Source organism: Corallococcus sp. NCSPR001 (assembly GCF_017309135.1).
Taxonomy (GTDB): domain Bacteria; phylum Myxococcota; class Myxococcia; order Myxococcales; family Myxococcaceae; genus Corallococcus.
Window position 1 is genome coordinate 8019131 of the sequence record NZ_JAFIMS010000002.1, and the last position, 26644, is coordinate 8045774.

General features: G+C 70.8%; 19 protein-coding genes. 11 read left to right on the top strand and 8 right to left on the bottom strand.

The genetic code is table 11. The annotated features are described in order from the left end of the window. Nucleotides 1-130 precede the first annotated feature (130 nt). Entirely contained in the window at nucleotides 131-1147 is a 1017-nt protein-coding gene (locus JYJ93_RS34135; RefSeq protein ID WP_206798700.1) for a 2-hydroxyacid dehydrogenase, read from the top strand. Nucleotides 1148-1167: 20 nt separating this feature from the next. Here JYJ93_RS34135 and JYJ93_RS34140 read toward each other — a convergent pair whose 3' ends face one another. Continuing rightward, on the bottom strand, nucleotides 1168-3633 hold the full coding sequence (locus tag JYJ93_RS34140; protein ID WP_206798701.1) for a cation-translocating P-type ATPase: 2466 nt from the start codon (nucleotides 3631-3633) through the stop codon (nucleotides 1168-1170). A 521-nt stretch (nucleotides 3634-4154) separates the two neighbouring features. Between JYJ93_RS34140 and JYJ93_RS34145 the strand changes: the two genes are divergently transcribed. Continuing rightward, entirely contained in the window at nucleotides 4155-5444 is a 1290-nt protein-coding gene (locus JYJ93_RS34145) for a universal stress protein (RefSeq protein ID WP_206798702.1), read from the top strand. 27 nt (nucleotides 5445-5471) lie between these two features. Here JYJ93_RS34145 and JYJ93_RS34150 read toward each other — a convergent pair whose 3' ends face one another. From JYJ93_RS34150 to JYJ93_RS34160, 3 genes are read right to left on the bottom strand one after another with little or no spacing between them, the layout of a single operon-like run. After that, nucleotides 5472-6407 (bottom strand): HTTM domain-containing protein, encoded by a 936-nt coding sequence (locus tag JYJ93_RS34150; RefSeq protein WP_206798703.1) that lies wholly within the window; start codon nucleotides 6405-6407, stop codon nucleotides 5472-5474. Continuing rightward, complete coding sequence (locus tag JYJ93_RS34155) at nucleotides 6404-6952, bottom strand: hypothetical protein (RefSeq protein WP_206798704.1); 549 nt, start codon at nucleotides 6950-6952, stop codon at nucleotides 6404-6406. The genes JYJ93_RS34150 and JYJ93_RS34155 overlap by 4 nt, the downstream gene beginning before the upstream one ends. Before the next feature lie 2 nt (nucleotides 6953-6954). Then, nucleotides 6955-7389 (bottom strand): hypothetical protein, encoded by a 435-nt coding sequence (locus JYJ93_RS34160; RefSeq protein ID WP_206798705.1) that lies wholly within the window; start codon nucleotides 7387-7389, stop codon nucleotides 6955-6957. A 155-nt stretch (nucleotides 7390-7544) separates the two neighbouring features. On the opposite strand from JYJ93_RS34160, the gene JYJ93_RS34165 reads away from it, so the two are divergent. Further along, entirely contained in the window at nucleotides 7545-8033 is a 489-nt protein-coding gene (locus JYJ93_RS34165; RefSeq protein WP_206798706.1) for an Mpo1-like protein, read from the top strand. A gap of 4 nt (nucleotides 8034-8037) precedes the next feature. Beyond that, the gene (locus tag JYJ93_RS40710; RefSeq protein WP_206798707.1) at nucleotides 8038-9153 is read left to right on the top strand and encodes a hypothetical protein; all 1116 of its coding nucleotides are present in this window, start codon (nucleotides 8038-8040) and stop codon (nucleotides 9151-9153) included. A gap of 51 nt (nucleotides 9154-9204) precedes the next feature. Here JYJ93_RS40710 and JYJ93_RS34175 read toward each other — a convergent pair whose 3' ends face one another. Beyond that, nucleotides 9205-10548 (bottom strand): erythromycin esterase family protein, encoded by a 1344-nt coding sequence (locus tag JYJ93_RS34175; protein ID WP_206798708.1) that lies wholly within the window; start codon nucleotides 10546-10548, stop codon nucleotides 9205-9207. 158 nt (nucleotides 10549-10706) lie between these two features. On the opposite strand from JYJ93_RS34175, the gene JYJ93_RS34180 reads away from it, so the two are divergent. The 4 genes from JYJ93_RS34180 to JYJ93_RS34195 all read left to right on the top strand — a co-directional run bounded on the left by JYJ93_RS34180 (nucleotide 10707) and on the right by JYJ93_RS34195 (nucleotide 14355). Beyond that, complete coding sequence (locus JYJ93_RS34180; RefSeq protein WP_206798709.1) at nucleotides 10707-11441, top strand: hypothetical protein; 735 nt, start codon at nucleotides 10707-10709, stop codon at nucleotides 11439-11441. Nucleotides 11442-11469: 28 nt separating this feature from the next. Then, on the top strand, nucleotides 11470-12408 hold the full coding sequence (locus JYJ93_RS34185) for a hypothetical protein (protein ID WP_206798710.1): 939 nt from the start codon (nucleotides 11470-11472) through the stop codon (nucleotides 12406-12408). A gap of 73 nt (nucleotides 12409-12481) precedes the next feature. Next, a complete protein-coding gene (locus tag JYJ93_RS34190; RefSeq protein WP_269013072.1) occupies nucleotides 12482-13111 on the top strand; it encodes a 2OG-Fe(II) oxygenase in 630 nt (209 codons plus the stop codon). A 38-nt stretch (nucleotides 13112-13149) separates the two neighbouring features. Next, nucleotides 13150-14355 (top strand): serine hydrolase domain-containing protein, encoded by a 1206-nt coding sequence (locus tag JYJ93_RS34195; RefSeq protein WP_206798712.1) that lies wholly within the window; start codon nucleotides 13150-13152, stop codon nucleotides 14353-14355. A gap of 10 nt (nucleotides 14356-14365) precedes the next feature. Here the strand turns inward: JYJ93_RS34195 and JYJ93_RS34200 are convergent, their stop codons facing one another. The 3 genes from JYJ93_RS34200 to JYJ93_RS34210 form a co-directional block, all read right to left on the bottom strand. Next, a complete protein-coding gene (locus JYJ93_RS34200) occupies nucleotides 14366-14941 on the bottom strand; it encodes an SRPBCC family protein (RefSeq protein WP_206798713.1) in 576 nt (191 codons plus the stop codon). 153 nt (nucleotides 14942-15094) lie between these two features. Further along, nucleotides 15095-16378 carry an acetamidase/formamidase family protein gene (locus tag JYJ93_RS34205; protein ID WP_206798714.1) on the bottom strand — a complete coding sequence of 428 codons (1284 nt, stop codon included), beginning with the start codon at nucleotides 16376-16378 and terminating at the stop codon, nucleotides 15095-15097. A 38-nt stretch (nucleotides 16379-16416) separates the two neighbouring features. After that, complete coding sequence (locus JYJ93_RS34210) at nucleotides 16417-19488, bottom strand: aminotransferase class I/II-fold pyridoxal phosphate-dependent enzyme (protein ID WP_206798715.1); 3072 nt, start codon at nucleotides 19486-19488, stop codon at nucleotides 16417-16419. A gap of 178 nt (nucleotides 19489-19666) precedes the next feature. On the opposite strand from JYJ93_RS34210, the gene JYJ93_RS34215 reads away from it, so the two are divergent. From JYJ93_RS34215 to JYJ93_RS34225, 3 genes are all read left to right on the top strand, one after another. Beyond that, nucleotides 19667-24022 carry a carbohydrate binding domain-containing protein gene (locus JYJ93_RS34215; protein ID WP_206798716.1) on the top strand — a complete coding sequence of 1452 codons (4356 nt, stop codon included), beginning with the start codon at nucleotides 19667-19669 and terminating at the stop codon, nucleotides 24020-24022. A gap of 319 nt (nucleotides 24023-24341) precedes the next feature. Continuing rightward, nucleotides 24342-25373, top strand: coding sequence for a hypothetical protein (locus JYJ93_RS34220; RefSeq protein ID WP_242544034.1), 1032 nt, complete (start codon nucleotides 24342-24344; stop codon nucleotides 25371-25373). Between the two features lie 97 nt (nucleotides 25374-25470). Continuing rightward, nucleotides 25471-26640 (top strand): hypothetical protein, encoded by a 1170-nt coding sequence (locus tag JYJ93_RS34225; protein ID WP_206798717.1) that lies wholly within the window; start codon nucleotides 25471-25473, stop codon nucleotides 26638-26640. Nucleotides 26641-26644 lie beyond the last annotated feature (4 nt).

The following is a 26644-nucleotide window of genomic DNA, read 5'->3' on the forward strand; positions in this document are numbered from 1 at the left end:
GGCCCCCGTGCACCGCGCAACGCTTGCGCCCCACCCGGCCCCTGGGGCCGGTGTCCCCACCGCGCATGGCGGATGCAGAGTCCGGCGAAGAGCCCGCGGCCGCCTTCGCGCGCCGCGCAGAAAGACGCCCATGCGCATCGCCTTCTTCGACACCCACCGCTTCGACCGCACCGCCTTCGAGGAGGCCAACGCCGCGTTCGGCCATGAGCTCACCTGGTTCGAGCCCCGCCTGACGCCGCAGACGGTGGGCCTGGCGGCGGGCTTCCCCGGGGTGTGCTCCTTCGTGAATGACCGGCTGGACGGCCCATGCCTCCAGGCGCTGGCGCAAGGGGGCACGCGGCTGGTGGCGCTGCGCTCGGCGGGCTTCAACCACGTGGACCTGGCGGAGGCCGCCCGGCTGGGGATGACCGTCGTGCGCGTCCCCGAGTACTCACCCGAGGCCGTGGCCGAGCACACCGCGGCGCTCGTGCTCGCGCTCAACCGCAAGGTGCACCGGGCCTACGCGCGGGTGCGCGAGTGGAACTTCTCGCTGGACGGGCTGGTGGGGTTCGACCTGCACGGCAAGACGGTGGCGCTGGTGGGGCTGGGGCGCATTGGCCGCGCCACCGCCCGCATCTTCCACGGCTTCGGCTGCCGGCTGCTCGCGGTGGATCCCCAGCTGAAGGACGAGGACGCGCGGCGGCTGCACCTGGAGACCGTGGCGCTCCCGGAGGCCCTGGCCCGGGCGGACATCCTCTCCTTGCACGTGCCCCTCACGCCCGGCACGCGCCACCTCATCGACGCGGCGGCGCTCGCGCGGATGAAGCCCGGGGCGATGCTCATCAACACCGGCCGCGGGGCGCTCATCGACAGCCAGGCCCTGCTGGCGGCGCTCAAGTCGGGCCACCTGGGGGCCGCGGGGCTGGACGTGTACGAGGAAGAGGAAGGCGTCTTCTTCCAGGACCTCTCCGGCCAGGTGCTCCAGGACGACGTACTCGCGCGCCTGCTCACCTTCCCCAACGTGCTCATCACCGCGCACCAGGCCTTCCTCACCCGTGAAGCGCTGGGCGCCATCGCTCGCACCACGCTTGAAAGCATCCGCCGCTTCGAGCGGGGCGAGCCCCTGGAGGCGACGGAGGTCCGGGCGGAGCAGGTGCTCCCGCGCTGAAGGCCCGGCCCGCCGCCGCCTCAACCGCCCACGGGCGCGCGCGCACGGCCTGACGCCCTGCCGCGCGGCACCAGCTTGCGCAGCTCCAGCACGCTCACCGGGATGAGCCCCAGGCCCAGGGCGAGCACGAGGTGCGCGGGGGCGAGCGGGACGAGCGAGAAGAACGCGGCGAGCATGGGCACCTCCGGCAGGGCGACCTGGAGCGCCAGCGTGTCGGCGACCACCGCGAGCAGCGCCCGGTTGGTGAACGACCCGACCTCCCAGTGGAGCATCCCGGCGCTGCGCGCGGCGAAGGCACGAAGCACCTGGCAGAACACCAGCACGGTGAACGTCAGGGTGCGCGCCTCCTCCAGGGACAGGTGCCGGAGCGCCCAGAGGAAGGTGCCCAGCGTGACGGTGGCGTCCAGCAGCCCCGTGGCCAGCACCGCCACCCACTCGCGCCGGCCCAGCATGGGCTCCTCCGGCCGCCGTGGCGGCCGCCGCATCACGTCCGGAGGGGCGGGGTCCATGACCAGCGCCAGGGCCGGCAGTCCGTCGGTGACGAGGTTCACCCAGAGCAGGTGCAGGGGCAGCAGCGGCAGGGGCAGCCCCAGCAGCGACGCGCCGAGCATCAGCACCAGCTCGCCGGCGTTGCCCGCCAGCAGGTAGACGAGCGTCTTGCGGATGTTCTCGTAGATGCCGCGCCCCTCGCGCACGGCCGCCACGATGCTCGCGAAGTTGTCGTCCGTGAGGATGAGGTCGGACGCCTCGCGGGTGACCTCCGCGCCGGTGCGGCCCATGGCGATGCCGATGTGCGCCTCGCGCAGGGCGGGCGCGTCGTTCACGCCGTCGCCCGTCATGGCGACCACCTCTCCGCGCGCCTTCCATCCGCGCACGATGTGGAGCTTCTGCTCCGCCGTCGCCCGCGCGTGCACGATGCCCTCCGGCGCCTCGCCCTCGCGCAAGAGGCCCAGCTCCCTCGCGATGGCCAGGGCCGTGGCGGGATGGTCGCCGGTGATCATCACCGTGCGCACCCCGGCCTCGCGCGCCGCGCGCACGGCCTCCACCGCTTCGGGCCGGGGCGGATCCGCGAGCCCCACCAGCCCCACCAGCGCGAGGTCCCGCTCTTCAGGGCCCTTCCCCTCCGCCACGGCCAGCACGCGCAGGGCGCGCCCCGCGAGCGAGGCCAGCGCCTCCGCCACGCCCGGAGGCACCTGCCGGCACAGCGGGAGGAGCACCTCCAGCGCGCCCTTCACGTAGAGCACGCCGTCCGAGCGCAGGACGCTCATGCGCCGCCGCTCCGAATCAAAGGGCTGCTCCGACACCCGGGGGCGCTCGCGCTCCACGTCCGGGCGCTCCACACCCCGGGCTCGCGCCGCCGCGAGCAGCGCCAGCTCCGTGGGGTCCCCGGCGCCGGGCTCCTGCCCCTGCCCCAGCTCCGCGTCGCAGCACGCCGCCGCCACCTCCAGCACGCGCTGCGCGGACTCCGGGGGCCACACCTCGCGCACCTCCATGATTCCCTGGGTGAGCGTGCCCGTCTTGTCCGTGCAGATGACGGTGGCCGAGCCGAGCGTCTCCACCGCCTGCATCCGCCGCACGAGCACGTGCCCCTTCACCATGCGCTGCACGCCCACCGCGAGCGCGAGCGTCACCACCGTGGGCAGCCCCTCCGGCACCGCCGCGACCGCGAGCGCCACCGCCGCGAGCAGCAGCGCCACGCCCGACTCCCCGCGCATCAACCCCAGCCCCGCGACCAGGGCCCCCACCCCCACGCACAGCACCAGCAGCATGCGGGTGACGCCCTCCAGGCGCTGCTGGAGCGGGGTCCGCGACACCTGCGCCGTGCGCACCAGGTGCGCGATGCGGCCCAGTTCCGTGTCCATGCCGGTGGCCGTCACCTCCGCCACCGCCGTGCCCGCCGCCACGGAGGTCCCCATGAAGACGCGGTCCCTGCGCTCCGCTAGCGGAGTGGAGTCCGGCAGCGCGCTCACCTGCTTGTCCACCGGCGCGCTCTCCCCCGTGAGCGCCGCCTCCAGCGTGAGCAGCGCGTGCGCCGACAGCAGCCGCGCGTCCGCCGCCACCACGTCCCCCGCCTCCAGCACCAGCGCATCCCCCGGCACCACCTGGGACGCCGGAATCACGGCGCTCACGCCGTCGCGCAGCACCCGCGCGTTGGGAGCGGTGAGCGCGCGCAGGGCCAGCACGGCGCGGTCCGCGCGGTACTCCTGGAGGAAGCCCACCAGCGCGTTGAGCACCACGATGGTGGCGATGGCCACTGCGTCCGCGCCCTCGCCCAGGAGCGCCGCCACGCCGCACGCGCCCAGCAGCAGCCACACCATGCCGGAGCGGAACTGGCGGCCCAGGAAGAGCCACGCGGATTGGGGCTGCTCGCGCGTCAGCGTATTGGGGCCGTGCAGGCGCAGGCGCGCCCCGGCCTCCCGCGAGTCCAGGCCCCAGCGAGGCTCCGGAGCCACCGCCGCCGCCGCCGCGCTCCCCACCGCGCTCATCGAGACACCGCCCGCGAGCCACGGCACGCCACGCGGTGGCGACGAGCGCCATGCCCACCACAGCCCCCTACGCGGTGGCCACGCTCATCACGGCGCGCCACGCGGTTGCCACGAGCGCCATGCCCACCACGGCCCCCTACGCGGTGGCCACACGCGCCACACTCGCCACGGCGCGCCACGCGGTGGCCTCGCTCGCCACGGCGCGCCACGCGGGGGCCTCGCTCGGGAATCAGCCAACCATGGAGGGTCATGACGATTGCTCCTGCGCCAGGGATGCCCCACCGGGTTGCGAAGCCCATGCCGTCAGGGGAGGCGTGAGCCGGGTCCCCCGGGAGGCGCAGCTTTTGCGCCCGCGACTCCGGGCGCCGCAACCCTTGCGCGGGCCGGGCCGGGGCGCCGGAGGGGCGCGGGACGGCACGCATCCTGAAGAGGCCTGGAAGCCATGGCGGGGCGCGCACCAGCGCGAGCCCACCCACCGGAAAGCCCCGGTGCGGCGCCTTCCCCCCGCCCGGAGCCTCGCCATGGCCATCGTCTGCGCAACCGACCTCTCCGAGGGTTCCCATCAGGCCGCGGAGGTGGCCGCGCGCGTCGCCGCCCGCCGCGGCCAGCCGCTCTGGCTCGTCCACCAGGTCCACCCGGATCAGCTCCGGGTCGCGGCCGAGCCCGTGCGCGAAGGCCTCAAGGCGCTGCTGCGCGAGGAGGCCCGGCGGCTGGAGCCGATGGGGGCGCGGGTGGAGTCCTCCCTGCTGGAGAGCGGCTCCTCGCGAGCCCTGGCCGTCTTCTGCGACGCGCACGAGGCGCGGCTGCTGGTGGTGGGGACGCCCCGCGAGGAGCCCGCCGCCCTGGGTTCGGGCGTCAGCCTGGAGCGCATCGCACGCAACTGCGCCGTGCCGCTGCTGCGGGTGCGTGACGCCGCCCCCTTCAAGGCCTGGCTCCAGGGGGAGCGCCCCCTGCGCGTGATGTTCGGGGTGGACCGCTCACGGGGCAGCGAGGCCGCCCGGCGCTGGCTGGAGGAGCTGGGCGCGGATGGCCCCATCGAGCTGCTGGCGGGGCATGTCTATTACGCCTTCGAGCAGTGCCGGCGCCTGGGACTGCCCACCCCCATGAACCTGGATGAGGTGGCGCCCCGCATCGAGGCCGTGCTCCACCGCGAGGTGGCCGCGCTGGCGGAGACGGGCCAGGGCAGCGCGCCGCGCGTGCACCTGCGCATGGCGGTGGGCCGCGCCGCGGACCACCTGGTGGACCTGGCCCGGGAGCAGGAGGCGGACCTGCTCGTGGTGGGCACGCACCCGCACAACGCCCTGGGCAACCTGGCCTCGGTGGCGCACCACGCCCTGCGGCTCGCGCCCATGTCGGCGGCGGTGGTACCGGTGAGCCCCGCGGCGTCCCGGGGCGAGGTGCCGCTGCCCCAGGTGCGGCGGCTGCTGGTGGCCACGGACCTGTCGCCGCTCGCGGACGAGACCCTCCCCTTCGCCTTCGCGCTGGCGCCCGCGGGCGCGGTGGTGCACCTGGTGACGGTGATTCCCGAGCGCGCCGGAGCGGAGCTCCACCGAGCCCTGAAGCAGCGCCTGCTGGAGCGCGTGCCGAGGGGACTGGACGCCCGGGAGGTCACCACGCGGCTGGAGGTCCTCCACGGCGAGGACGTGGCGCTCGCGCTCGTGCAGGCCGCGGAGCGGATGGACGCGGAGCTGCTCTGCCTGGGCTCGCGCGGCCACGGGGGCGTGAGGGAGGCCCTGCTCGGGTCGGTGGCGCGCAAGGTGCTCGCCCTGAGCCGCCGGCCCGTGCTGGTGCTGCGCCCCCCGCTGCGCTGAGAGCGCCAGGGGCCCGTCGCGAAGGCGCTAGAGACGAGCCGCGGCAGCCCCCGGGACTGCGTCCTCGTTCTCCACGGGGGTCTCCGAGCCCCGCCACGTCCAGGCGAAGGCGGCCAGGTTGAAGGCCATCATCGTCAGGGAGAAGAGCCACAGCCGCAGGCACACGGCGATGCCCGCGTGCAGCAGCAGTGTGGCCACCAGCCAGTGCCGCCGCAGCCGGGGGACCCAGAGCATCCCCGCGTAGCCCACCTCGATGAGCAGCGTGCCCCAGCAGGCGAGCTTCGCCAGCAGCGGGTAGGCCGCGAGCCAGGAGAAGTCGAAGGCCTGGAACTGCGGCTGCATCAGCGCGCGCCAGATGGCTTCGCCACTCCACCACTGGGCGCCCTGCGCCTTGGCCAGGCCGGTGTCCAGGTAGATGAAGCACAGGTGGACCTGGAGCGTGCGCAGCGCCACGCGGGCTCCAGACGACGGACCGGTGGAGACGCGGCCGGCTCGCGCGTCCAGGGACCAGCGCCCCGCGGACGGCATGAACACCAGGTAGAAGAAGAGCACGTGGAGCAGGGTGTCCACGCCGTAGAGCGACAGGTACGCGTTCGCGGACGTGAGGCCGTGCGTGAACCAGGTGAGCACCGCGAAGACGCGCGTGCGGTAGCCCAGCAGCAGGCCCCCCAGCCCCACCGCGTAGAGGACGAACACCGCGTACAGCGTGGTCATCGTGCTGACGCCCAGCGGCGCCAGGAGCCGCCCCAGCCACCCCAGGCTGGGCGCCCAGTCGCCCGCGCCCACATCGGTGATGACCCACTGGACGAGGCCGAAGTTGCCGTACAGCTCCGGCAGGTGCGGCCAGAGGATGGCGAGTTGGACGAGGGAGATGAGCGCGACGGCGATGCGCAGGAACGCGAGCCCGTCGGGCGCCACGGGCTCCAACCAGAAGCGCCGCGCGGAGGAGAAAAGACGGTTCATGGCGAGGCCTCGGCCCCCGGACCCTCTCGGCGGTCGAAGGTCCCGGTGTAGTGGAGCGTCCAGTCCGGCCGCTTCCCTGCGGCCCAGTCCTCCAGGGACGGGAGCACGTAGGACTGGGTGACGACGGTGACGCGGGAGGCCTCCGGATGGACGCCCAGCATCACCGCCGCCCACGACTGCGCCAGCACGTCCTGCGTCTTGCGGTTGGCGCGCAGGCCGGAGGCGACGATGCATTGGTAGCGCAGCCCCACCTCCAGCGACTCGGAGGCCAGGGGCTCGAACAGGGTGCGTCCGCCGGGCAGCGCCACGAAGAAACCGGTCCGCGTGTCGCTGGCCACCGAGGGCGCGAAGAAGCGGTAGTCGCTGATGACGCCGGACAGGCTCTGGTAGGTCCGGACGCCGCGGTCGAACGCGGCCTCCGACTTCGCGTGGGCCAGGTCCGTCCAGAGGAAGGAGCCCACCGCGGCCAGATGCAGCACCGCGATGCACGCCCAGAGGGCCGCCTGGCGCTCATCGCCCTCGGGCCGCGATGGGACGGTCCTCATGGCTACTTCAGGAACTGGTACGAGCCAGGGGTGATGTCCGCGAGGACGGCGTCGATGGCGAACGCCACGCGCTCCGACTTGGCGCCCGAGGCCTGCCCGGCCGCCGTGTTCGGATCCATCACCAGCCCCATGATGTTCGACTCCTCGTTGAGCACCACGTTCTGGGCGCTCGCCATGCGCCGCACATAGGCGAGGGGCAGCGAGCCGTAGAGGCGCGAGCCGTTGACCCCGCCCCGGGACGAGAACGTGGGCAACCGGATGTAGAACGTGTCCGGCGACACCTGGCGGATCTGCGCGACGATGGCGTCCACGTCCGCCTGCGTGAAGTCATGGGCCGGCGTGCGCGAGGACACGGACGCGAAGCTGATGGCGCTGGTGAGCGCCAAGCCCACCGTGGCGGCGACCGCCACCTTATTCCGAGACAGGATTTGTTTCATGGGGAGGACCTTCGGGTTGAATGCAGCGGCGGAAATGCGGCTGCTCCCCAGGTACGCCCCGGTGAAACATTATTCTCGCGCCCCGGGGTGCGCGGCGACCGGCCCCCTCACCCGGGGGAGGCAACCAGCGCGCGGATGGCCTACGGTGGGGGGCCATGAGCTTCGCCGACAAGATGCGCGCCTGGATGCCCCTGCACGAGAACGGGGTCAGCCGCGCGGCCCACTTCGTGGGGGCCTACCTCTTCACGTTCGCCCTGCTGGTGCCGCTGTGCTGGGTGCGCATTCCCGGCACGCCCCTCACCGCCGCGCACCTGCTGGTGGCCGCGGTGGCCGTGTACGCCCTGACGCTGGAGTGGACCGCCGGCCTGCTCATGGCCCTGCCGCTGGTGCCCACGCTGCTCGCCGCGGAGGCGGTGGCCCAGCTCCCCACGGGGACGGCCGCGGGCATCGCGGTGGGCGTGATGGTGTTCCGCTTCGCGATGGTGGTGGGCGCGCACGTCCTCTTCGAGAAGAAGACCCACGGCCTGTCGCTGGGCGGCCCGCAGCTCTTCTTCATCGAGCCCGTGTACCTGCTCACCCTGGTGCTCTTCTCGCTGGGCCTCAAGCAGGACCTGCGCGCGCGCGTGGCGGCCTCCAGCGTCTGACGTCATGGAAGGCCCCGGCATCCTCGTCCGGCGTCCCGCCGCGCGGTGGGGGCTGCTCACCTTGCTGTCGCTCCTCGTGCTCTGTGCCGTGCCCCTGTCCGGGGTGACGTCGCGGGGGACGCTGAAGGAGGGCTACACGGACCACGTGCGCCATCCGTACGTGGTCTGGGTGGGGCTGCATCGGGGGCTCCAGCCCCTCTACACCGCGTCGCTGGGCGAGCTTCGCGAGGGCGTCCCCTACCGACAGGCCATCGACCAGTGGCTGGAGGTGCCGTACGTCTATCCGCCCGGCGCGCTGGTGCTCTTCCTGCCCCTGGCGCTCGTGGGCGAGTGGGTGCCCCTGTCGCCCCAGGCCTTCGGGCAGGTGTGCCTGCTGTACCTGCTGGTCTTCGCGCACGTGGCGCTCTACGCGGCGCTGCGCCTTCTGGAGGGGCTCCCGGCGGGGGGACGCTGGGCGGTGGGGTTGCTCTGCTGGCTGGTGCTGATGCGGCTGGCGCTCCATGGCCAGTACGACGGCGCGTGGCTCGTCTGTGGAGTGCTGGCGTTGGCGGCGCTCGCGAAGGACCGGCCGGTGCTTGCCTTGCGCTGGCTGGCGCTCGCGGCGCTGTTGCACTACCGGGCGCTCGTCCTGGTCGCCGTGGGCGTGGTGGCGCTGTGGCGCGGGGTGCGGGGGCGGCCGGTGCGTCAGTGGCCGTGGGGCACGCTGCTCGGGGTGACGGTGGCGGGGGGCCTCTGCGTGCGCACGTTCCTGTGGATGGCGCCGCTGGCCGCGAAAACCGACGCGGCGACGCCTTCCATCCTGGGCGAGCCTGGCACCGTCGCCCTGGTGATGGGCTTGAGCGCGGCGGTGCTGGCGCTGTCGTGGCGTGGCGCGGACGGGCTGGTGACCGCGTCGGTGGGGCTGGGCGTGTTGCTCGCGGTCATCGACACGCGCCACTGGTGGCATGCGTCCGCGCTGATGCTGGTGCCCCTGTGCGTGGGCGTGCAGCGTGTTCCCCGCTGGCCCACGGCGGTGCGGCTGGGGCTCGTCGTCTGGGCGGGGGTGCTGGAGATGGCCGTGTGGTACGGCAATCCCCTCTGGTTGTTCCGCGACCTCAATCGCTTCCTGCGGCTGGTGTGAGGCGGAACCGCCGGCGGTGCGCTGACGCGGGGGAATGGTGGACCGGGGCCTCTACAGGCCCGTCGGATAGGTCTCCGGCGCTTCACCGCGCTCCCATCCGGCGGTGCGCTCCAGCGGTTCGAGCGCCCGCGTCTCGTCGATGTGCAACATCGCGTCGAACTGCTGCGGCAGCCGCGTGTGGAAGTAGTGGCTCCTGCGCTCCGTTTCAGGCCGGTAGATGACGCCGATGGCCCGCTGCAGGCGCCGCTCGCGGAGCGCCCCGGCGGCCTCGCCCAGCTCGCGGAGGTCCAGCAGGAAGCCCGGCAGGCCGACCTGATGGAAGAGGGACTCGCAGCTGCCCGCGAGCCCGTGGCGGACCTGCTTGCGCTCGGCGGCCCCGCCCCAGTTGGAGGCCGCGGTGACCGTGCCCCGGTACGTGCTGAAGCCGATGAGCCGCGTCGCTCGCGGGTGCCGCTGGCGCGTCAACTGTCCCAGGTTCACCTCGCCCGCCTCCCCCATCTCCGTCGCGCGCGCGTCCCCGACGTGCGAGTTGTGCGCCCAGACCACGATGCGGGCGGCCCCCAGCCGCCGCTTCAGGAAGCCCATCAGCGAATCCAGCGTGTCCGCCATGTGCGTGTCGCGCAGGTTCCAGGACGAGATGCGCCCATGGAACATGGACCGGTAGTACTCCTCCGCGTCCTGGACGACCCGCGCGTTCTGCTCCGCCTCGAACTGCGCGTCCTCCGCGATGAACCCGTCCCGGCGCAGCAGCGCTTCGCGCTCCCGTTGCAGCTCGCGGAGCTGGTCGACGACCTGCCGCTCGCAGTCCGGTGACAGGCCCAGGGACGTCGCGTGGCCGTAGTCCTGCGGGTCTTCGCCGAAGTGTTCGAAGCACGCGTAGCGGTTGCGGGCGCGCTTCGCGGCCTCTGGATCCGCCCGGTCCAGGTACTTCAGCACCGCGCCCATGGAGGCGTGGAGGCTGTAGAGGTCCAGCCCGTAGAACCCGACCTTCTCCCGCAGGGAGTGGCGGTCGTTGTGCGTCCGCAGCCAGCCCGCGAAGTCCAGCACGTCCGCGTTGCGCCACATCCACGCGGGGAAGCGCTGGAAGTCGGAGAGCGACTCCACCGCGTCCGCGTCGGTGCCCATGGCCCGCACGTAGCGGTTGATGCGGTACGCGTCCGGCCAGTCCGCCTCCACCGCGACGGCGTTGAAACCCTTCTCCTCGATGAGCCTCCGCGTCAGGAGCGCGCGCAGCCGGTAGAACTCGTGCGTGCCGTGGGTCGCCTCGCCCATCAGCACGCACGTCGCGTCCCCCACCAGGTCCATCAGGGGCCCGAAGTCCTCCCGCGTCCTCTGGAGCGGCTGCACGGAGTCCGCGAGCGCTCGCACCAGCAGTCCGTCGTCTCGGTGCGCCATGGTGTGTCTCCTCCCCTTTTCTTCAAGGGTTGGGTCGCGCACACCTGATGGAAGACAGCGGGCGGCCAGGCCAAGGCCCGTCCCACGGGTGCTCTCATCCTCAAAGAATCAAGCAACTCCCGCCTGGGCATGCCGATAACCTTCCCAAAGGAATCTTCATGACCCAGATCAAATCCCCCACGGGCTTCGTCTCCTCGCTGCAGACCGCCCTGAAGACGGCCAGCACGGCGGGCAAGGCAGTGGGCGCCCCGGTGCTCAAGAAGGCGCTCCAGGGCGCGGACGCGAGCCAGCTGAGCCCGCAGCAGAAGACCCAGGTGCGCGACGCCTTCGAGCAGGTGAAGCTGACCCCGAAGGCGCGTGAGCTCGCGGACAAGTTCGTGGGCGACGGCATTGGCCTCAAGCCGCCGAAGGACAGCGGCATGGTGAAGGTCATGATGGATGACCCGACCCGTGGCTCGAAGCTCCCGAGTTTCACGCCGCCGGATGGCGGCCGGGTGAAGATCCGCATGGATGACCCGACCGGTGGTGGCTTGAACCTGCCGGACTTCAAGCCGCAGGACGGCGGCCGGGTGAAGGTCATGATGGATGACCCGACCCGTGGCTCGAAGCTCCCGGACTTCACGCCGCCGGATGGCGGCCGGGTGAAGATCCGCATGGATGACCCGACCGGTGGTGGTTTGCAGCTGCCGGACTTCAAGCCGCCGGAGGACATCGGCGTGCTGAAGGTCATGATGGATGACCCCACCCGTGGCTCGAAGCTGCCGGACTTCACGCCGCCGGACGGTGGCCGGGTGAAGATCCGCATGGACGACCCGACCGGCGGCTTGAAGCTCCCGGACTTCAAGCCGCTGGATGGCGGCATCGTGAAGGTCAAGATGGACAGCCCGGTCTGAGCACCGGGCGGGTGAAGTCAGGGACCCCATGACGTCTCGCAAGAAGGTCGTGGTCATCGGCTCGCGCTCGGATGACGCCACCCGCTTCGTCGCCGAAGCGGTGGAGCGGCGCCGCGCGCGAGCCATCGTCCTGGAGACGGACCGGGTCCCGGACTCCGCCGCGTTGAGCTGGGAGGACGGCGAGGTGCACTGGGACGGTGAGTGTCTCAGCGACCTGCGCTCGTTCTACCTCAAGCTCGTGCGCCTCTCGCTCCCGGTCCCCGAGGCCGAGGCCCTGTCCGAGCGCAACTTCCCGCGCTGGCAGGAGCAGTACCTGGCGGAGCGGGAGCGCCAGTCGTTCCTCCACTCCGTGCTGCGTTCGCTCCACCGGCGCGGTGGCTCGTTCGTCAACCCGCTGGAGGCGGTGGAGCTGCACTACCTGAAGCTGCAACAGCTGGCCCTGCTGCGCCGCCACCGCGTCCCCATCCCCAGCACCCTGGCCACCGCCTCGCCGGACGCAGTGCGCGAGTTCGTCGCGCGCCACCGGGCCGTCATCTACAAGCCCCTGAGCGGCGGCGCGCTGGTGCGCAAGGTGGAGGAGGCGGACCTCACCGAGGAGCGGCTCCAACTGCTCGCCAACTGTCCGGTGCTGTTCCAGGAGCAGATCCAGGGCGACGAGTTCCGCGCCTACGTACTCGACGGCGAGCCCGTGTCCGCCTTCCACATCCCCACCGACGGCGTGGTGGACGCGAGGCAGAACCTGCACCGGGTGAAGCCCGCCCGCCTGCCGAAGGAGGCCTGGGCGGTGTGTCTCAAGGGCGCCCAAGCGCTGGGCATGGTCTTCACGGCGGTGGACCTGCGGCGCGGACCGGACGGCGCCTTCGTGGCGCTTGAATTCAACCCCACTCCCGCCATCTCCTTCTTCGATGACCCGCGCGACGGCAAAGTCATCTCCCGGCTCGCCAGCTACCTCGTCTCCAAGGCCTGAGCGCCCGAGCGGGTTCTTCATCACGGACTACGCCGAGAGCATCTTCGGCCCCGTCCCGCCCTCGAAGCCGGAGGTGTTCCCGGCGTCCGCGACCGCGTGGACGCGCCTGGCCTCCGTCTCCGAAGCCCTGCACGCCACGCTGCGCCGGGAGTTCATCGAAGGCGGACGGGTGCCGCACCTCTGCCTCACGGACGCCCTCTTCCCCGAGCGCGCCGAGGCGCTGCACCAGGCCCTGCGCGACGCGCGCTTCGTGCGCCACCACCACGGCCCCTATCCGCTGCACATCGCGCCGCTGCCTCAGCAGGAGCCCTCCGCCCTGACGGACTTCTGCGCGTGGCTCAAGAGCGCGGATGGCGCGGCCTTCCATGCAGCGCTGGTCGGCTGGCCCGAGCCGCTGGAGACGCGGCAGGTGCAGGTGTCGCGCATGGAGGTGGGCGAGTTCTTCCCGGAGCACCGGGACACAGACGAGGAGGGGCTCGCCGTCGTCTACAACTTCACGCGCCCGTGGGAGGACCGCTTCGGCGGCGTCCTCACCTTCCGGCATCCCGAGGTGGACGCGGACATGATGCGGGTCCCGCCGCTCTTCAACTCGGTGTTCATCTTCCGCGCGAGGGGCGCCCCCCACCGCGTGACGGAATGGACATCCGAGGCCCGGGGCCACCAGCGCTACTCCGTCACCGCGTTCATCCTCGCGAAGCGCTGAGGCACTCGCGGGCGGCGGCGCGGGCTAGACTCAGGGCCATGTCCCCACGCGCTGCCACGCTCTCTCCGTCCCGGCTCGCCGACGTGACCTCCGCCCTGCGAGGCCACGTCGAGCGCGGCGACCTTCCGGGCGTCGTCGCCCTGATTGCGCGCGGAGACACCGTGCACGTCGACGTGCTGGGCACGCAGGGCCTCACGCCTTCCGAGCCGCCCATGCGGCGGGACAGCCTGTTCCGGCTCGCGTCCATGGCCAAACCCATCACGGCGGTGGCCACGCTGATGCTCGTGGAGGACGGGAAGCTGTCGCTCGACGGCGCCGTCGACCCGTGGCTGCCGGAGTTGGCGGACCGCCGCGTCCTGCGAACGCCCGACGGGCCCGTGGACGACACCGTCCCCGCGAAGCGCGCCATCACCGTGCGGGACCTGCTCACGCTGCGCTGGGGCCTGGGCGCGGTGATGGCGCCTCCCGACAAGCACCCCATCCAGCGGGCCATGGCCGAGGCCCGTGTGACGCCCGGCTTCCACATGCTCACGGATCCGCCCGATGAGTTCATGCGGCGGCTGGGCTCGCTGCCGCTGCGGCATCAACCCGGAGAGCGGTGGGCCTACCACACCGGCTACGAGGTCCTGGGCGTGCTGGTCGCGCGTGCCTCGGGCATGCGCTTCGATGACTTCCTTCGCGAGCGGCTCTTCGTGCCGCTGGGCATGAAGGACACGGCCTTCACCGTGCCCCCGGAGAAGCGCGACCGGCTCACGACGGCCTACGCGCGCGACGATGCGTCCGGGAAGCTGGAAGCATGGGACTCACCGGCGGACAGCTTCTGGTCGCGCCAGCCCACCTTCCCTTCCGGAGGAGGCCAGGGTGGGCTGGTGTCCACGGCGGATGATCTCCTCGCGTTCTGCCGGATGCTGCTGGGTGGCGGCCAGCGCCTGCTGTCCTCCGCGAGCCTCCAGGAGATGCTGACGGACCAGATTCCGGAGGAGGTGAAGGCCGCCTCGCCCTTCTCCCCCGGCTTCTGGGATGCATCGGGGTGGGGCTTCGGCGGGTCCATCACCACGAAGCCGGATGGCGTCTCGCCCACCGCCGGCCGCTACGGTTGGGCCGGCGGCTACGGACCGATGTTCTTCATCGACCCCCAGCAGGACCTGACGGCCCTCCTCCTGACCCAGCGGCGGATGCAGTCCGGCGACCATGCCCTGGCCCTGGAGTTCTCCAGGGGCGCCTACCGGGCGCTGGAGGACTGAGGCGCGCGCTTCAGCGCGCCGCGGTGTCGGCCTGGGCGCTCGCGCTGGAAGGCGGGGTGGCGCCTCGCGCGACGGTGTCCAGGTTCGCGAGGCCGCGCTCGAACTCCTTGCCCAGCATCGTGTCCATGTTCACGACGAGCGACATCGCCTTGCCCATCAGGGTGTTCTCGCCCTCCATCGCCCAGCTCACGCGGGTGCCGCCGTTCTCCGGCGTGAGCGTGAAGGTGGCCTGGTTGGTGGCTTCGAACGGCTTGAAGAACTCCAGCTTGAGGACGACGCGCGCGCCGGGCTGGCTCTCCATGATGGTCATGCGCCCATCCCCGGACTCACCGCCGGCATAGGCGAAGCTGGCGCCCGGCCCTTCGTTGGGTCCGTCGAAGGACTTGGTCACGCCGGGCGCGGGCTCGGAGCGGAACGGGTTCCAGGTGTCGAACCGGTGCAGGTCGTTGATCTGCGCGAAGACGGTGGCCGGGGGCGCGGCCACGAGCGCGTTGCGCTCGATGCGGAAGCGGTCCGGACGGGTGGCGATGAAGGCGCCCAGCGCGACGACGAGGACGAGGACGGCGATTGCGATCTTGCTGGCCATGGGAGGCTCCCGGTTCGGAGGAAGACGTGCTCCCGGGTGACCGGGAGGGTTCATCTCCACGTCGAACGAGGGGCCTCGGAATCGACACGGCATTTCCGCCCGATTTTCCAGGGCCGGGGACGCACCCGGGAATACAGCTCACTTCACTGCGGGTCAGAGGGCCTGGAGCCGCGCCTTGTCCAGCTTCGCGGCGACGCCCACGCTGCGCCCGGCGAGGTTCGCGACGACGTACTGCACGGAGCTGCCCAGCACCTGTGCGCTCTCCGACAGGGTGAGCCCGTAGTCCTGCTCCAGCCACTGCGTCATGCCCTGCGTCGCGGAGCGAAGGGCGTCATCCAGTGAGCCCCCCTGCCCCAGCGTCATCAGGTGCGTGGGGGACTCCACGCGAGGCGTGGAGGGCGGCGGCTTGCCGTGCAGGACGTCCACGGTGAACTCGACGTCCATGGAGGTCTCCAGGGCGTACTGCGACGTCTCGCCATCGCCCTGCGCGGCGTGAGCGTCGCCCAGGTACAGGAGCGCTCCGGGCTGCGCCACGGGAAGGTAGACGGTGTTGCCCTCCACGACCTCGTTGAAGTCCATGTTGCCGCCGTAGCGGCCCGTGTCGCCGGTGGACAGGGGAGCGGAGCCGAAGCCGGGCGCCACGGCCAGGCCGCCCAGCATGGGCCGCAGCGGCACGGTGAAGGCCTTCAGGCGCTCCGTCGGGTTCTCCAGGGTCGCGACGCCGCGCGCGGGGTCGAGCTTCCAGCGAACGGGCTTGCCCAGGTCCGTCGCCTTCGCGGCGAGCCCCGGCGTGAGGGCGCGGCCCACGATGCCATCCAGGCTGTCCGCGAACGTGCGGTTCAACGTGAGGCGACGGATGCGGATGGCCAGCGTGTCGCCCGGGTTCGCGGTGGCGATGAAGAAGGGCCCCGTCTGCGGGTTGCCGAAGAGGGCGCGGGTGACGCCCTTCGAGTCCATGCCGCCGGAGTCGAGCGTCGAGGTCCGCACCGTGTCGCCCGGCCAGACGGTCAGCACCGGCGCGCGGTGCGCGGTGAACTCGTTGGACCACGAGGTGGGCGTGAAGTCATGCACACGAGGAGCGCCCGAGGGGCGCGAGGGAAGCAACCGGGCCGTGAAGGCATGGGAGGCGCGCGCCTTCGGGTTGTTGCTGTCCGGGTAGTCCGCGGTGCCACGCAGCGACTCACCGCTCACCTTGCCGTCGAAGACGTAGGTCTTCTGGCGTGAGTCCGTGACGACGAAGTGGACGGCATTGCCAGTGCGTTCTCCCTTCAGCGCATCGCCGTCCAGCTCACCGGAGAGGCGCTTCCCGTCGCGCTCCAGCGTGAGGAATTGATAGGCGGGGTTGCCCCACAGGTCGGTCGTCACGAGCCAGGACTCGGAGGCCGCGAGCGCTCCAGCAGGCAGACAGCAGAGGAGGACGGCGAGGGAACGGATCATGGGTTGGCGCAGTGTAGAGGAACGGTCCCAGGTCTGCGTCAGCGCAGCCTCTGGCCAAAGGTCCGCAGGCGATCGCGGGCCTTCAACAACTTCTCCCGGGGAATGGAGAACACCGCGCGCACGCGCTCCGGGTCGCCGCACCATGCGCCGCCGTTGAGCACCACGTGCGTGTGCTCGTAGACGACGCGCGGCAGGTTCTCCGGCGTCAACTTCACCCCGTCCACCGAGCGCCCCAGCCAGGCCGTCATCGGCGGCGCGAGGAACAGGCCTCCCGCCTCCGTGGCCTCCGCGCGGCCGTCATCCGGCAGCGCCTCCGCGATCAATGCCCGCTTCTCCGCGAGGTCGCGCCGCATCCGCGCCAGGTAGTTCCTCAGTGCCTTGTGCCGCGCGGCGTAGAGTAACTGCCCATCCGGCCCGCGTGCATGGGCCGCGTACAGGTATGCCGCCGCGCGCGCGGTGGGCGTGTGCAGGACTCCCGGGGCGCTGTCGCGCAGCGCCGCCACCAGCGCCCGGTCCTTCGTGGCCACCCAGCCCACGCGCAGACCCCCGGCCGCGAACTCCTTCGACAACCCGCCCAGCAGCACCGTCCGCGCGCCGATGCCGGGCACCGCCCCCTCCAGTGTCACCGGGCTGTGCACCGTCTCCGCCGTGGGGTTGGTGAGGTTCACCAGGCCGAAGATTTCATCCGAGATCCAGAGACAGCGCTGCTCCACCACGAACGTCGCCAGCGCCATCAACTCCTCATGCGACAGGTAGTGCCCCGTGGGGTTCGCCGGCTGCGACAGCACCACCGCGTCCGGCGTCGTCCCCCGCGCGCGGCGCGACAGCAGCGCGCCCAGCGGGCCGGACTCCACCTCGCACCCCGCCGCGAGGAACGTGGGCTCGAGCACGCCGTAACAGGGCGTCACCAGGAACACGCGCGGCGCCCGGCCCAGCCGCTGGCGCAGCGCCACGCCCAGGTGGTGCATGAGCGGCCAGACGCCCGGCGCCACCACGACGTCCTCGGGGGCATAGCGGGCGCCTCGCGTCTCCAGCAGGAAGGCCGCCACCGCCTCCGCCAGCCCCGTCTGCGCTCCGTCCGCGCGCGGCGCGACGCCCGCCGCGATGAGCCCCTCCACCAGCGGCAGCGGCATGGGGCCCTCGTTCTCGCCGTAGTCCAGGCGCACGAGCTCCGGGTCGTCCTCGCGGAAGAACTTCGGCGCGAACGCGGGCAGCTCCGACAGCCTCGCGATGCGGTTCGAGCGCGGCAGCGGCACCTCCGGCGCCCGGTGCGGCGAGGGCGGCTCCGGCTCCGCGAAGGCCATGCGGAAGGCGAGCAACTCCGAGAAGGTGCGCTCGTAGAACCACTCCGCCAGCACGCTGATGCGCGAGTACGTCACCTCCGCCGCCACCTCCAGGTCCGCGCGCAGCGGCTCTGGCACGGGGAGCAGCAGCGTCAGCTCCAGATCCGGCCACACCGCGTTCTTGATGAGGCCGTACAGGATGACCAGGTTGGACGCGTGCTGCGTCCGCGCGAGGAACTCGAAGAGGGTGCGCGGCTCCACGTCCCCGGTGATGTTGAAGAAGGCGCTCTCGTCCAGCACCACCCAGATGCCCCGGCGCGAGGCCTCCGCCACGATGTCGCGCAGCACCGCCAGGTTGGTGCGCTCGCCCGGCTCCACCGTCAGCAGCACGGCCTTCACGTCGAAGGCGCTCAGCAGGCGGCGGATCTCTCCCAGCGTGTTGTGCGTCACGGTGGCGCGCACGCCCGCCTTGTCCAGGGCGCGCGCGTAGAGCGGGTGCAGGCTGCGCGACACCAGCACCGTGTCCCCGGGGTCGCAGGTGGCGAGCAGGAAGGAATAGACGGCCTGCTCGCGCTCCGGCGCCACGAACAGCGAGTCCTCCGACAACCTCAGCCCGAAGTGGCGGTCCAGGTAGCGGGCCACCAGCCTGCGGAAGGACGCGTCGCCGGCCTCGTGCGCGTAGGGCAGGAAGGGCGCCTGGGACAGCCGCTCCGCGAGCGCCGTGACGAAGCCCAGCTGCTCCGCGGACGCCGCCCCCAGGTCCAGCTCCTCCTGGAGCGCCGCGATGCCCAGCGAGCGCAGCGCGGCGCGCAGGGCCAGCGTCTCCCGGGGCAGCGACAGGTGCGCTTCCCACACCGCCACCTCGTGCCAGATGGGGTGCCCCGCCTGCAGCCAGCCCAGCGCCGTCGCCGCGCGCAGCGGCTCCGGGCTGTGGGCCTCCATGAAGAACTCGAACTCCCGCCCGGTGCGCTGCTCCAGCGACACCAGCGGGCGGATGTCCGTGTCCGCCGCCTGCATCACCCGCCGGGCCACGCGCACGCGGGTGGTGAAGCCCCGCCGGGTGAACATCCGCGCGATGATGGCGCGGCCCGGACGCCCCGCCAGGTTCAACAGCAGCCGTCCTCCCGGCAACAGCCGCTCCGGCGCCTCGTTGAGCAGGCGCGCGATGAGCCCCAGGCCGAAGTGGTCCTCGTAGACGTTCTGCAACGAGGTGTAGTTGGACAAATCCAGGAGCGCCTGCTCATCCGCCTGCGCCAGCTCCGCGGGCAGCTCGTCGCCGCGCAGCACCTGCGGGATGCACCCGACGATGAAGTCCCACTCCGGCTTCCGCGGCAGGCTCAAGAGCAGGTCGCTCTCGCCAAAGGACAGCCGGGACACCAGCGCCTCGTCGCCGTTGAGCCACGCGTTGCACAGCCCCACCGCCGGGGCCTGCGGGTTCAGGTCCAGCCCCCGGATGCGCGAGAGCCCCGTGAACTTCGCCAGCGCGATGCAAATCCACCCGGAGCCGGAGCCCACCTCCACCAACTGCTTGCCGGCGTACTCGTCCAGCGGGACCTTCAAGAGCCCCTCCAGGAACGTGAACGCCCACGCCTCGGGCGCGAAGATGGACGGCGGAATCAAAAGCTCCAGCCGCTCCTGGGACGCGCCCACCGCCACCACCACCGACGCCAGCCGCAGCGGCGCGCCCTCGGGCTGGTCTCGCGACAGCTCCGCCAGCTCACGCAGCTCCGCCAGCGCCCGCGCACGCTCCTCCGGCCGGGCCAGCGCCTCCGAAAGCGTACGCAACTGGACAAAGGCTTCACGGGCTGACGCGGGATAGGTGGCCATGGCGCGCCCGACTGTCCGGGCCCGCATGCCCCCTGTCAACGACCGCATTCCGCGAATGACTGACGCGACGCAGTATCAATTTACAGATTGTCATTCCCAGTTTACATGGGAAATCTTGAGTCAAACGCCAGTAAGCAGCGCCCACCGGACGGCCCCTCTCGTCCGGTGAGGACGCCCCATGAAAAGACAGCCGCAACTGGCCCTGCTCGCGGTGTTCGCCGTCATCCTGTTACACGCGCCACCGGCAAAGGCTCAAATCGCCGCCGCGCATGTGTATCACAATCACATGCCCAACTTCTGGGCGTACTACGACCTGACCCAATACAACGCGACGCCGGTGGGTGGCCCCATCCGCTACGCGTATGACGGACAGGTCATCCAGATAAAGCAGTCACCTCCGGCCAACTACACCTATTTCCTGCCGTCGGGCGCGCCCATGCCGCACGACGACCTGGTGACGTACTACTCGCACCACGCGAAGGTGGGCGCGTATCAGTACTGGCCGCCGGACGTGGCGGCGGACATGAAGGCCAACGCCACCACGGGACAGATTCACGTCACCATGTCCGGCGCGGTGGTGAACAACGTCAATGACCTGGTCACCCGCCGCAACGTGTCCGGCTACGACAACGCCAACTGGGGCGCCAGCTGGAGGGACCGCTACACCAACCTGCGCACGCCCGCGGGCAACCGCTCGTTGGACCTCATCCACTTCACGGGCCACCACTCCATGGGGCCGTTGGTGGGGCCGGACTACTTCCTCAAGGACCTCATCTACCAGAGCGCCACGCTGTCCCAGCCGTACTTCCTGGGCAGCGGCTTCACGGCCTCCAAGGGCTTCTTCCCCACGGAGCTGGGCTTCAGCGAGCGGCTCATCCCCACGCTGGCGAAGCTGGGCGTGAAGTGGTCCGTCATCGGTGACAACCACTTCTCCCGCACGCTGAAGGACTACCCGTTCCTCAACGACCCGGGCTCGGACACGCTGGTGTCGCCGCCCAACCGCGCGGACCTCCAGAACACCAGCACCGTGGGCGCCTGGGTGAGCGAGTCCATGGCGCACGAGCAGCAGGTCATCCGCAACAAGTACCCCTTCGCCTCCACGCCGCACTGGGTGCGCTACGTGGACCCGGCCACGGGCGCCGAGTCGCGCGTCGTGGGCATCCCCGTCAACCAGAACGGCTCCTGGCTGGAGGGCTGGGAGGGACAGGCCACCGTGGACGTGGTGGGCCTGCGCAGTTTCGAGGGGCTGACGTCCCAGAAGCAGTTCTTCGTGCTCGCGCATGACGGCGACAACTCCGGCGGGCGCGCGGGCTCGCTCGACACGTGGCTCAACGGCCGCGCCGTCACCTGCACCGGCGGCGTGCAGTGCCTGGGCATCGACGAGTACCTGGTCAACAACACGCCCGTCTCCACGGACGTGGTGCACGTGCAGGACGGCTCGTGGGTGGACACGCGCGACTCCTCGTCCGACCCGCAGTGGCACCACTGGCGGCTGCCCTTCGGCATCTGGAAGGGGCAATTCCCGGCCTTCAATTCCGCCACCGGCCTCAACCTGGCGCCCAAGACGAATCTGAGCGGCGTGCAGGAGGGGATGACGGTGTCGCTGGAGCACGGCTGGCACTACCTGGAGCGCAACTTCGCGCTGCTCCAGGCCGCGATGAACTACGCGAAGACGGCCGAGCAGGTCTGGCTGGATGGACACCCCAACCACTGGAAGCCCACCACGGCGCTGGACTCGCAAATCACGCACGCGGGCAACCAGCTCAACCCGTGGATGCTGTCCTTCCCGGTGAAGGGCGACGCGGCGAACGACTGGGCGGGCGGCGCGAACCCCGCGGAGCTGGCCTGGTACTTCCTCCTGCCGGCCATGGACTCCGGCTTCGGCTACTACGACGAGAACGTGGACGACAACGTGAAGCCCACGCTGTCCTTCAACCAGTCGCTCTACTTCTCCAAGCCGTACGTGCAGGACCGGCTGGCGCAGGACCGCACGGGCCCGTCCGTCTGGTGGCCGCAGCGCTGGCCGTACAACCCGGGCAGCGCCAACACGGACAAGTCCGAAGGGTGGACGCTGCACCACTTCGACAACAACTTCGCCCTGTACACCTACGCGTTCGACGTGAGCGGCATCACCCGCATCAAGGCGCGCGTGCGCGTGCACACGGCGAAGAGCATCGACCCGTTGGACAACACGCCTCGCGTCTACGACCCGGTGGCGCTGAAAGCGGCGGGCGTGCCCGGCATCGACCCGTCGCGCGTGGGCGCGTGGGTGGACTACCCACTCCAGCGCCGTGAGCTGCGGCCGGTGATGAACGGCGTGGCGTGGCAGCCGGCGCACCTGCCGGTGATGCAGAAGGTGGCCGCGCAGGAGATTGGCGACCTCTACTACGTGTACCTCGGCGCCTACCGCGACCAACTGCTCGACTACTACATCGAGGCCACCGACTCGCGCGGCAACGTCACCCGGAGCGAGATCCAATCCGTCTACGTGGGCGCCGGGAAGTACCGGCAGGAGGGCGGCAAGTACATCGAGGACCTCAATGGCCCGGTGACGGGCACCTACCCGTTCCTCCGCGTGGACACCACGGCGCCGTCCGTGCCCACGGGGCTCGCGGCGACGCGCACGGACCGCTCCGTGACGCTGACGTGGACGGCCTCCACGGACAGCGTTGGCGTGACGGGCTACCAGGTGCTCCGCAATGGCACGCAGGTGGGCTCGCCCTCCACGACGGGCTACACGGACAGCGGTCTCACGGCGGGCACGGCGTACAGCTATACGGTGAAGGCGCGGGACGCGGCGGGCAACACGTCCGCCGCGAGCAGCGCGCTCTCCGTCACCACCCTGCCCCCGGACACCACGGCGCCGTCGGCGCCCTCGGGGCTCTCCGCGTCGGGGGTCACCAGTTCGTCGGTGGTGCTGAGCTGGACGGCCGCCACGGACAACTATGGCGTGAGTGATTACCTCGTGTTCCGCAATGGCACACAGGTGGCCGCGCCCACGGCGACGACGTACACGGACACGGGGCTGTCCTCGAGCACGACGTACAGCTACACCGTGAGGGCCCGTGACGCGGCGGGGAACACCTCCGTGGCGAGCAGCGCGCTCTCCGTCACCACCGGCCTGGGGTACACGACGACGGTCTATTACAAGAAGGGCTTCGCCACGCCGTACCTCCATTACCGTCCCGCGGGTGGCACGTGGACCACGGCCCCTGGTGTGCTGATGCCGGACGCGGAGGTGACGGGGTATGCGAAGTACACGGTGAACCTGGGCTCCGTGCAGCAGTTGGAGGCCGTGTTCAACAACGGCAGCGGCACGTGGGACAACAACAACGGCGTGAACTACCTGTTCCCCACGGGCACCTCCACGTTCAACGCGGGCGTCATCACGGCGGGCGCGCCGGTGAGCGACACCACGGCGCCGTCGGTGCCTTCGGGACTGACGGCTCCGTCGAAGTCCGCGACGACGGTGTCCCTGAGCTGGACCGCGTCCACGGACAACGTCGGCGTGACGGGATACCTGGTGTTCCGCAATGGCACACAGGTGGGCTCGCCCACGGCGACGACGTACACGGACAGCGGGCTGTCTTCCAACACGGCCTACAGCTACACGGTGAGGGCGCGCGACGCGGCGGGCAACACGTCCGCGGCGAGCACCGCGCTCTCCGTCACCACCAGCGCTGGCAACACGGCGACCGTCTATTACAAGAAGGGCTACGCAACGCCATACATCCACTCCCGTCCGGCGGGCGGCACGTGGACGACGGCGCCGGGCGTGGCCATGGCGGCGGCGGAGGTCTCCGGCTACGCGAAGCACACAGTGGACCTGGGTTCGGCCACACAGTTGGAGGCCGTGTTCAACAACGGCAGCGGCACGTGGGACAACAACGGGGGGCTCAACTACTTCTTCCCCGCGGGCACCTCCACGTTCAACGCGGGGACCATCTCCGCGGGTGCGCCGTCCCAGGACACCACGGCGCCCTCGGTGCCCACGGGCCTGACGGCCGCGTCGAAGACGGCGACCACCGTGTCCCTGACGTGGACGGCGTCCACCGACGCGAGCGGCATCGCGGGCTATGACGTGTATCGCAATGGGGCGCTGGTGGGCTCGCCCACGACGGCCAGCTTCACGGACACGGGGCTGACGGCGGGCACTGCGTACAGCTACACCGTGCGGGCGAAGGACACGGCGGGCAATGTGTCCGCGGCGAGCAGTGCGCTCTCCGTCACCACGTCCACCAGCGGGGCCACGGTTACGTTCAACGTCACGGCGAGCACCGTGGTGGGACAGAACGTGTACGTGGTGGGCAACGTCGCCGCGCTGGGGAGCTGGGCTCCGGCCAATGCCATCCTGCTGTCCGCGGCCAACTACCCCACGTGGAGCGCGGCCGTCGGGCTGCCGGGCTCCACGGCCATTGAGTACAAGTTCATCAAGAAGGACACCGCCAACAACGTCACCTGGGAGAGCGGCGCCAACCGCACCCTGACGACGCCGGCCACGGGCAGTTCGACCGTGAACGACACGTGGCGCTGAGGCCATGACTCCCTCACGGCGGGTCCGCGATAAGGGGCCCGCCGTGAGGTGCCGCGTCGGACGGGAACGACACCGGCGTCCCGGACATGCCGTCTGTCCTCGTGGATGAGAAGGCAAGAACGCAGGGAGCGCCCGGCGGCCGTGCGCCACGAACCTGTCCGACAGTCGGACAGGTTGGAGACGCCTCACGGAGGCGCCCGGCAGGCATTCCCGGGGGCTCCGACGGCGGGCCCTGGGTATTCGAGAACGGCTCGTGGGTCCGCCACGAGGTGTAGCGTCGGGCCACGGAGGGCAGCCGGTGACACCACGAATCGCTGTGATGGCGGATGACACGGATTGGCGGATGCCGGTGGGTGGACCCGGGCTGCTGCTGACGGTTCCCTCCTGGGGACACTGGCGGCGGCGCCCCCTGCTCCATGTGGAGGCCACCCGGCCCTACCTGCTGCGCATGATGCTGGGCGCGCAGCCGCTGTTCTGGATGCGGGTGGATGACTGGTGGAACGGGTGCGCCTGGCTGCGCGGCCCGGCGAAGCTCGCGGGCGCGTTCCCCCACATCACGGCCGAGGAGGCCCGGCGTCCCCCGGATCCAGGGTCGCCCGGGTGGTGGGCCGCGTGGAACCAGTGGTGGGTCCACCAGTTCGAGACGTCCGAGCCATCCCTGCTCCACTCGGGGCGCTGGTGCATGCGGCCACTCCAGACAACTCCCGTCAGCAAGGCCCAGGGCTACTCCACGGTCCCCATCCTCGGGACGGGAGTGCTACCGGAGCCCCCATGCGGGCTCGACGCTGCGTTGCGGTTCCCTCCCTTCCGCGCGGAGGACTGGTCCTGGGCGGAAGCTGGCGCCCTCCCGGAGCGCAGTGGCGGGGTGATGTCGCTGCGCGCACCGTCACCCCAGGACGACGGCCGGGTGAAGGCCTGGCGCAAGCACGCACGGGACGGAACGCTTCCGCCGGTCCTCCTGAGCTACTTCGCCCTGGCCGAGCGCTGGCTGGTGGTGGATGGCCACGACCGGCTGCACGCGGCGCTGCTGGAAGGCCTCGAGCCACCACTCCTCGGTATCTGGCCATTCACCGAGATACCCGTGGTGGAGGACCTGGCCACGCTGTTCCGCCAGGACGGCGCCATGAAGGCGGCGGAGCCGCGCCTGCGCGCGAGGCCCGGTGAAGTCGACGCGGTCAACCGCGGCCTCCTGCGCGAACACGAAACGGTTCACCGGCTCGCGGTCACGCGCGCGTTCCCCTTACGAGGCGGCGCCGCGGCGTGGATGGCGGAGGCCACCGCGTGGCGGAAGTGGTCGGGAGTCACGGTCCAGCCAGACGACTGGGCAGCATTCGTCAGCGAGCTGGATTGACGGCGGGGCTCCAATTCCCACCGGGTGCCGACATTGAACAATGCCTGGCTTCCTGCCACCATCCCCGGAGTACCACCGGCTGGATGGGGGGTGAGACATGCCAACGATTGGAGTCTTCGTCAGCGTCAACACCTATTACCATGGGACACTCGGGCCCCAGGCCCTGAATGGCGTGGACCAGACCACCATCACGAGCGTCAATCTCCAGGCGGGCCAGGACGTCTTCAAGGCATCGCAGAACTCCTTTCTGAGGGCGGAAGACTGGTTCAATCTCCGCTTCGGCATGAGAGTCGAGTTCGAGTCCCATCAACACAACGGAGCCTCCTGGGCCCGGCTGGCACGAATCGTGGAGCCCGGCTTCGGGCCCATTCCGAAGCACACCCATACCAACGTCGACTCCCATTCCGACTCCGGCTCTGACTCCGAGATGAAGGAGGAGGAACTCCCCGAGCCGGTGATCCATACCGGAAAGGTCATCTCGCTCGTGCGGAACGGCTACATCGTCCAATTGCCAGGCATGGATTCGGTGCTCATCCGGCATGAACAGCTCGCCAAAGCCTCCGTGAACGACTTCATCGATTTCACAGCCACCGACAAGCAGGGGAACGTCATCACGGATGGCAGGTTCAATCGGGACGAATACATCATCACTTCCGCCAGCCGTTCGCAGAAGGGACCCACTGACACCGAGGCCATCATCCTGGTGCTCTGGCATGACTTCCAGGGCGAAAACCATGGCTCGAAATTCTCGGGGGCAGTGAAGGAAACGTTCAAACAGCGGAACCGGAAGGTCAAATGCGTCCAGGCCGTGACGACCTATCAGGACTCACTCGAGGCGCTCGCCCGAGCCCGAGCCGGCCGCGCGGTCTCAAAGCTGGTCATCGCGACCCATGGATGTGCCGGACAGCTCTGGCTGGGCGGATGTGGCCCGTCCGTGAATGACAGACAGTTGATTGAGAATGCAATGGGCCGCGAGCAGAACCGCGGATTCCTTGCTCCCGAGAAGGTCGGCGCCGACATCCAGGAACTGCTGGGCCCTGCCAGCATCATCATCGCGGCTTGCGGCCAGAACGACCCTGAAGTGTTGACCACGTTCGCCCAGGCCGCGAACGCTCCGGTCTGGGCCGCGGAGGGAACCATCTACCTGAACGTCGACAACACCCCCAACAAGAACCACACCATCAAGTCGGAGGAAGGCGCGGCCTACCTGTACCGGCCCGATGGCTCCAGAACGAAGCTGAAGAACCGGTTCTCCCTCAGGGACTGAGCGG

Coding starts and splice junctions, on each gene's coding strand:
- JYJ93_RS34210 (WP_206798715.1), bottom strand. CDS start 19,488: ATGGCCACCTATCCCGCGTCAGCCCGTGAAGCCTTTGTCCAGTTGCGT.
- JYJ93_RS34185 (WP_206798710.1), top strand. CDS start 11,470: ATGACGTCTCGCAAGAAGGTCGTGGTCATCGGCTCGCGCTCGGATGAC.
- JYJ93_RS34220 (WP_242544034.1), top strand. CDS start 24,342: ATGGCGGATGACACGGATTGGCGGATGCCGGTGGGTGGACCCGGGCTG.
- JYJ93_RS34175 (WP_206798708.1), bottom strand. CDS start 10,548: ATGGCGCACCGAGACGACGGACTGCTGGTGCGAGCGCTCGCGGACTCC.
- JYJ93_RS40710 (WP_206798707.1), top strand. CDS start 8,038: ATGGAAGGCCCCGGCATCCTCGTCCGGCGTCCCGCCGCGCGGTGGGGG.
- JYJ93_RS34160 (WP_206798705.1), bottom strand. CDS start 7,389: ATGAAACAAATCCTGTCTCGGAATAAGGTGGCGGTCGCCGCCACGGTG.
- JYJ93_RS34145 (WP_206798702.1), top strand. CDS start 4,155: ATGGCCATCGTCTGCGCAACCGACCTCTCCGAGGGTTCCCATCAGGCC.
- JYJ93_RS34135 (WP_206798700.1), top strand. CDS start 131: ATGCGCATCGCCTTCTTCGACACCCACCGCTTCGACCGCACCGCCTTC.
- JYJ93_RS34155 (WP_206798704.1), bottom strand. CDS start 6,952: ATGAGGACCGTCCCATCGCGGCCCGAGGGCGATGAGCGCCAGGCGGCC.
- JYJ93_RS34180 (WP_206798709.1), top strand. CDS start 10,707: ATGACCCAGATCAAATCCCCCACGGGCTTCGTCTCCTCGCTGCAGACC.
- JYJ93_RS34205 (WP_206798714.1), bottom strand. CDS start 16,378: ATGATCCGTTCCCTCGCCGTCCTCCTCTGCTGTCTGCCTGCTGGAGCG.
- JYJ93_RS34225 (WP_206798717.1), top strand. CDS start 25,471: ATGCCAACGATTGGAGTCTTCGTCAGCGTCAACACCTATTACCATGGG.
- JYJ93_RS34165 (WP_206798706.1), top strand. CDS start 7,545: ATGAGCTTCGCCGACAAGATGCGCGCCTGGATGCCCCTGCACGAGAAC.
- JYJ93_RS34195 (WP_206798712.1), top strand. CDS start 13,150: ATGTCCCCACGCGCTGCCACGCTCTCTCCGTCCCGGCTCGCCGACGTG.
- JYJ93_RS34215 (WP_206798716.1), top strand. CDS start 19,667: ATGAAAAGACAGCCGCAACTGGCCCTGCTCGCGGTGTTCGCCGTCATC.
- JYJ93_RS34200 (WP_206798713.1), bottom strand. CDS start 14,941: ATGGCCAGCAAGATCGCAATCGCCGTCCTCGTCCTCGTCGTCGCGCTG.
- JYJ93_RS34150 (WP_206798703.1), bottom strand. CDS start 6,407: ATGAACCGTCTTTTCTCCTCCGCGCGGCGCTTCTGGTTGGAGCCCGTG.
- JYJ93_RS34140 (WP_206798701.1), bottom strand. CDS start 3,633: ATGAGCGCGGTGGGGAGCGCGGCGGCGGCGGCGGTGGCTCCGGAGCCT.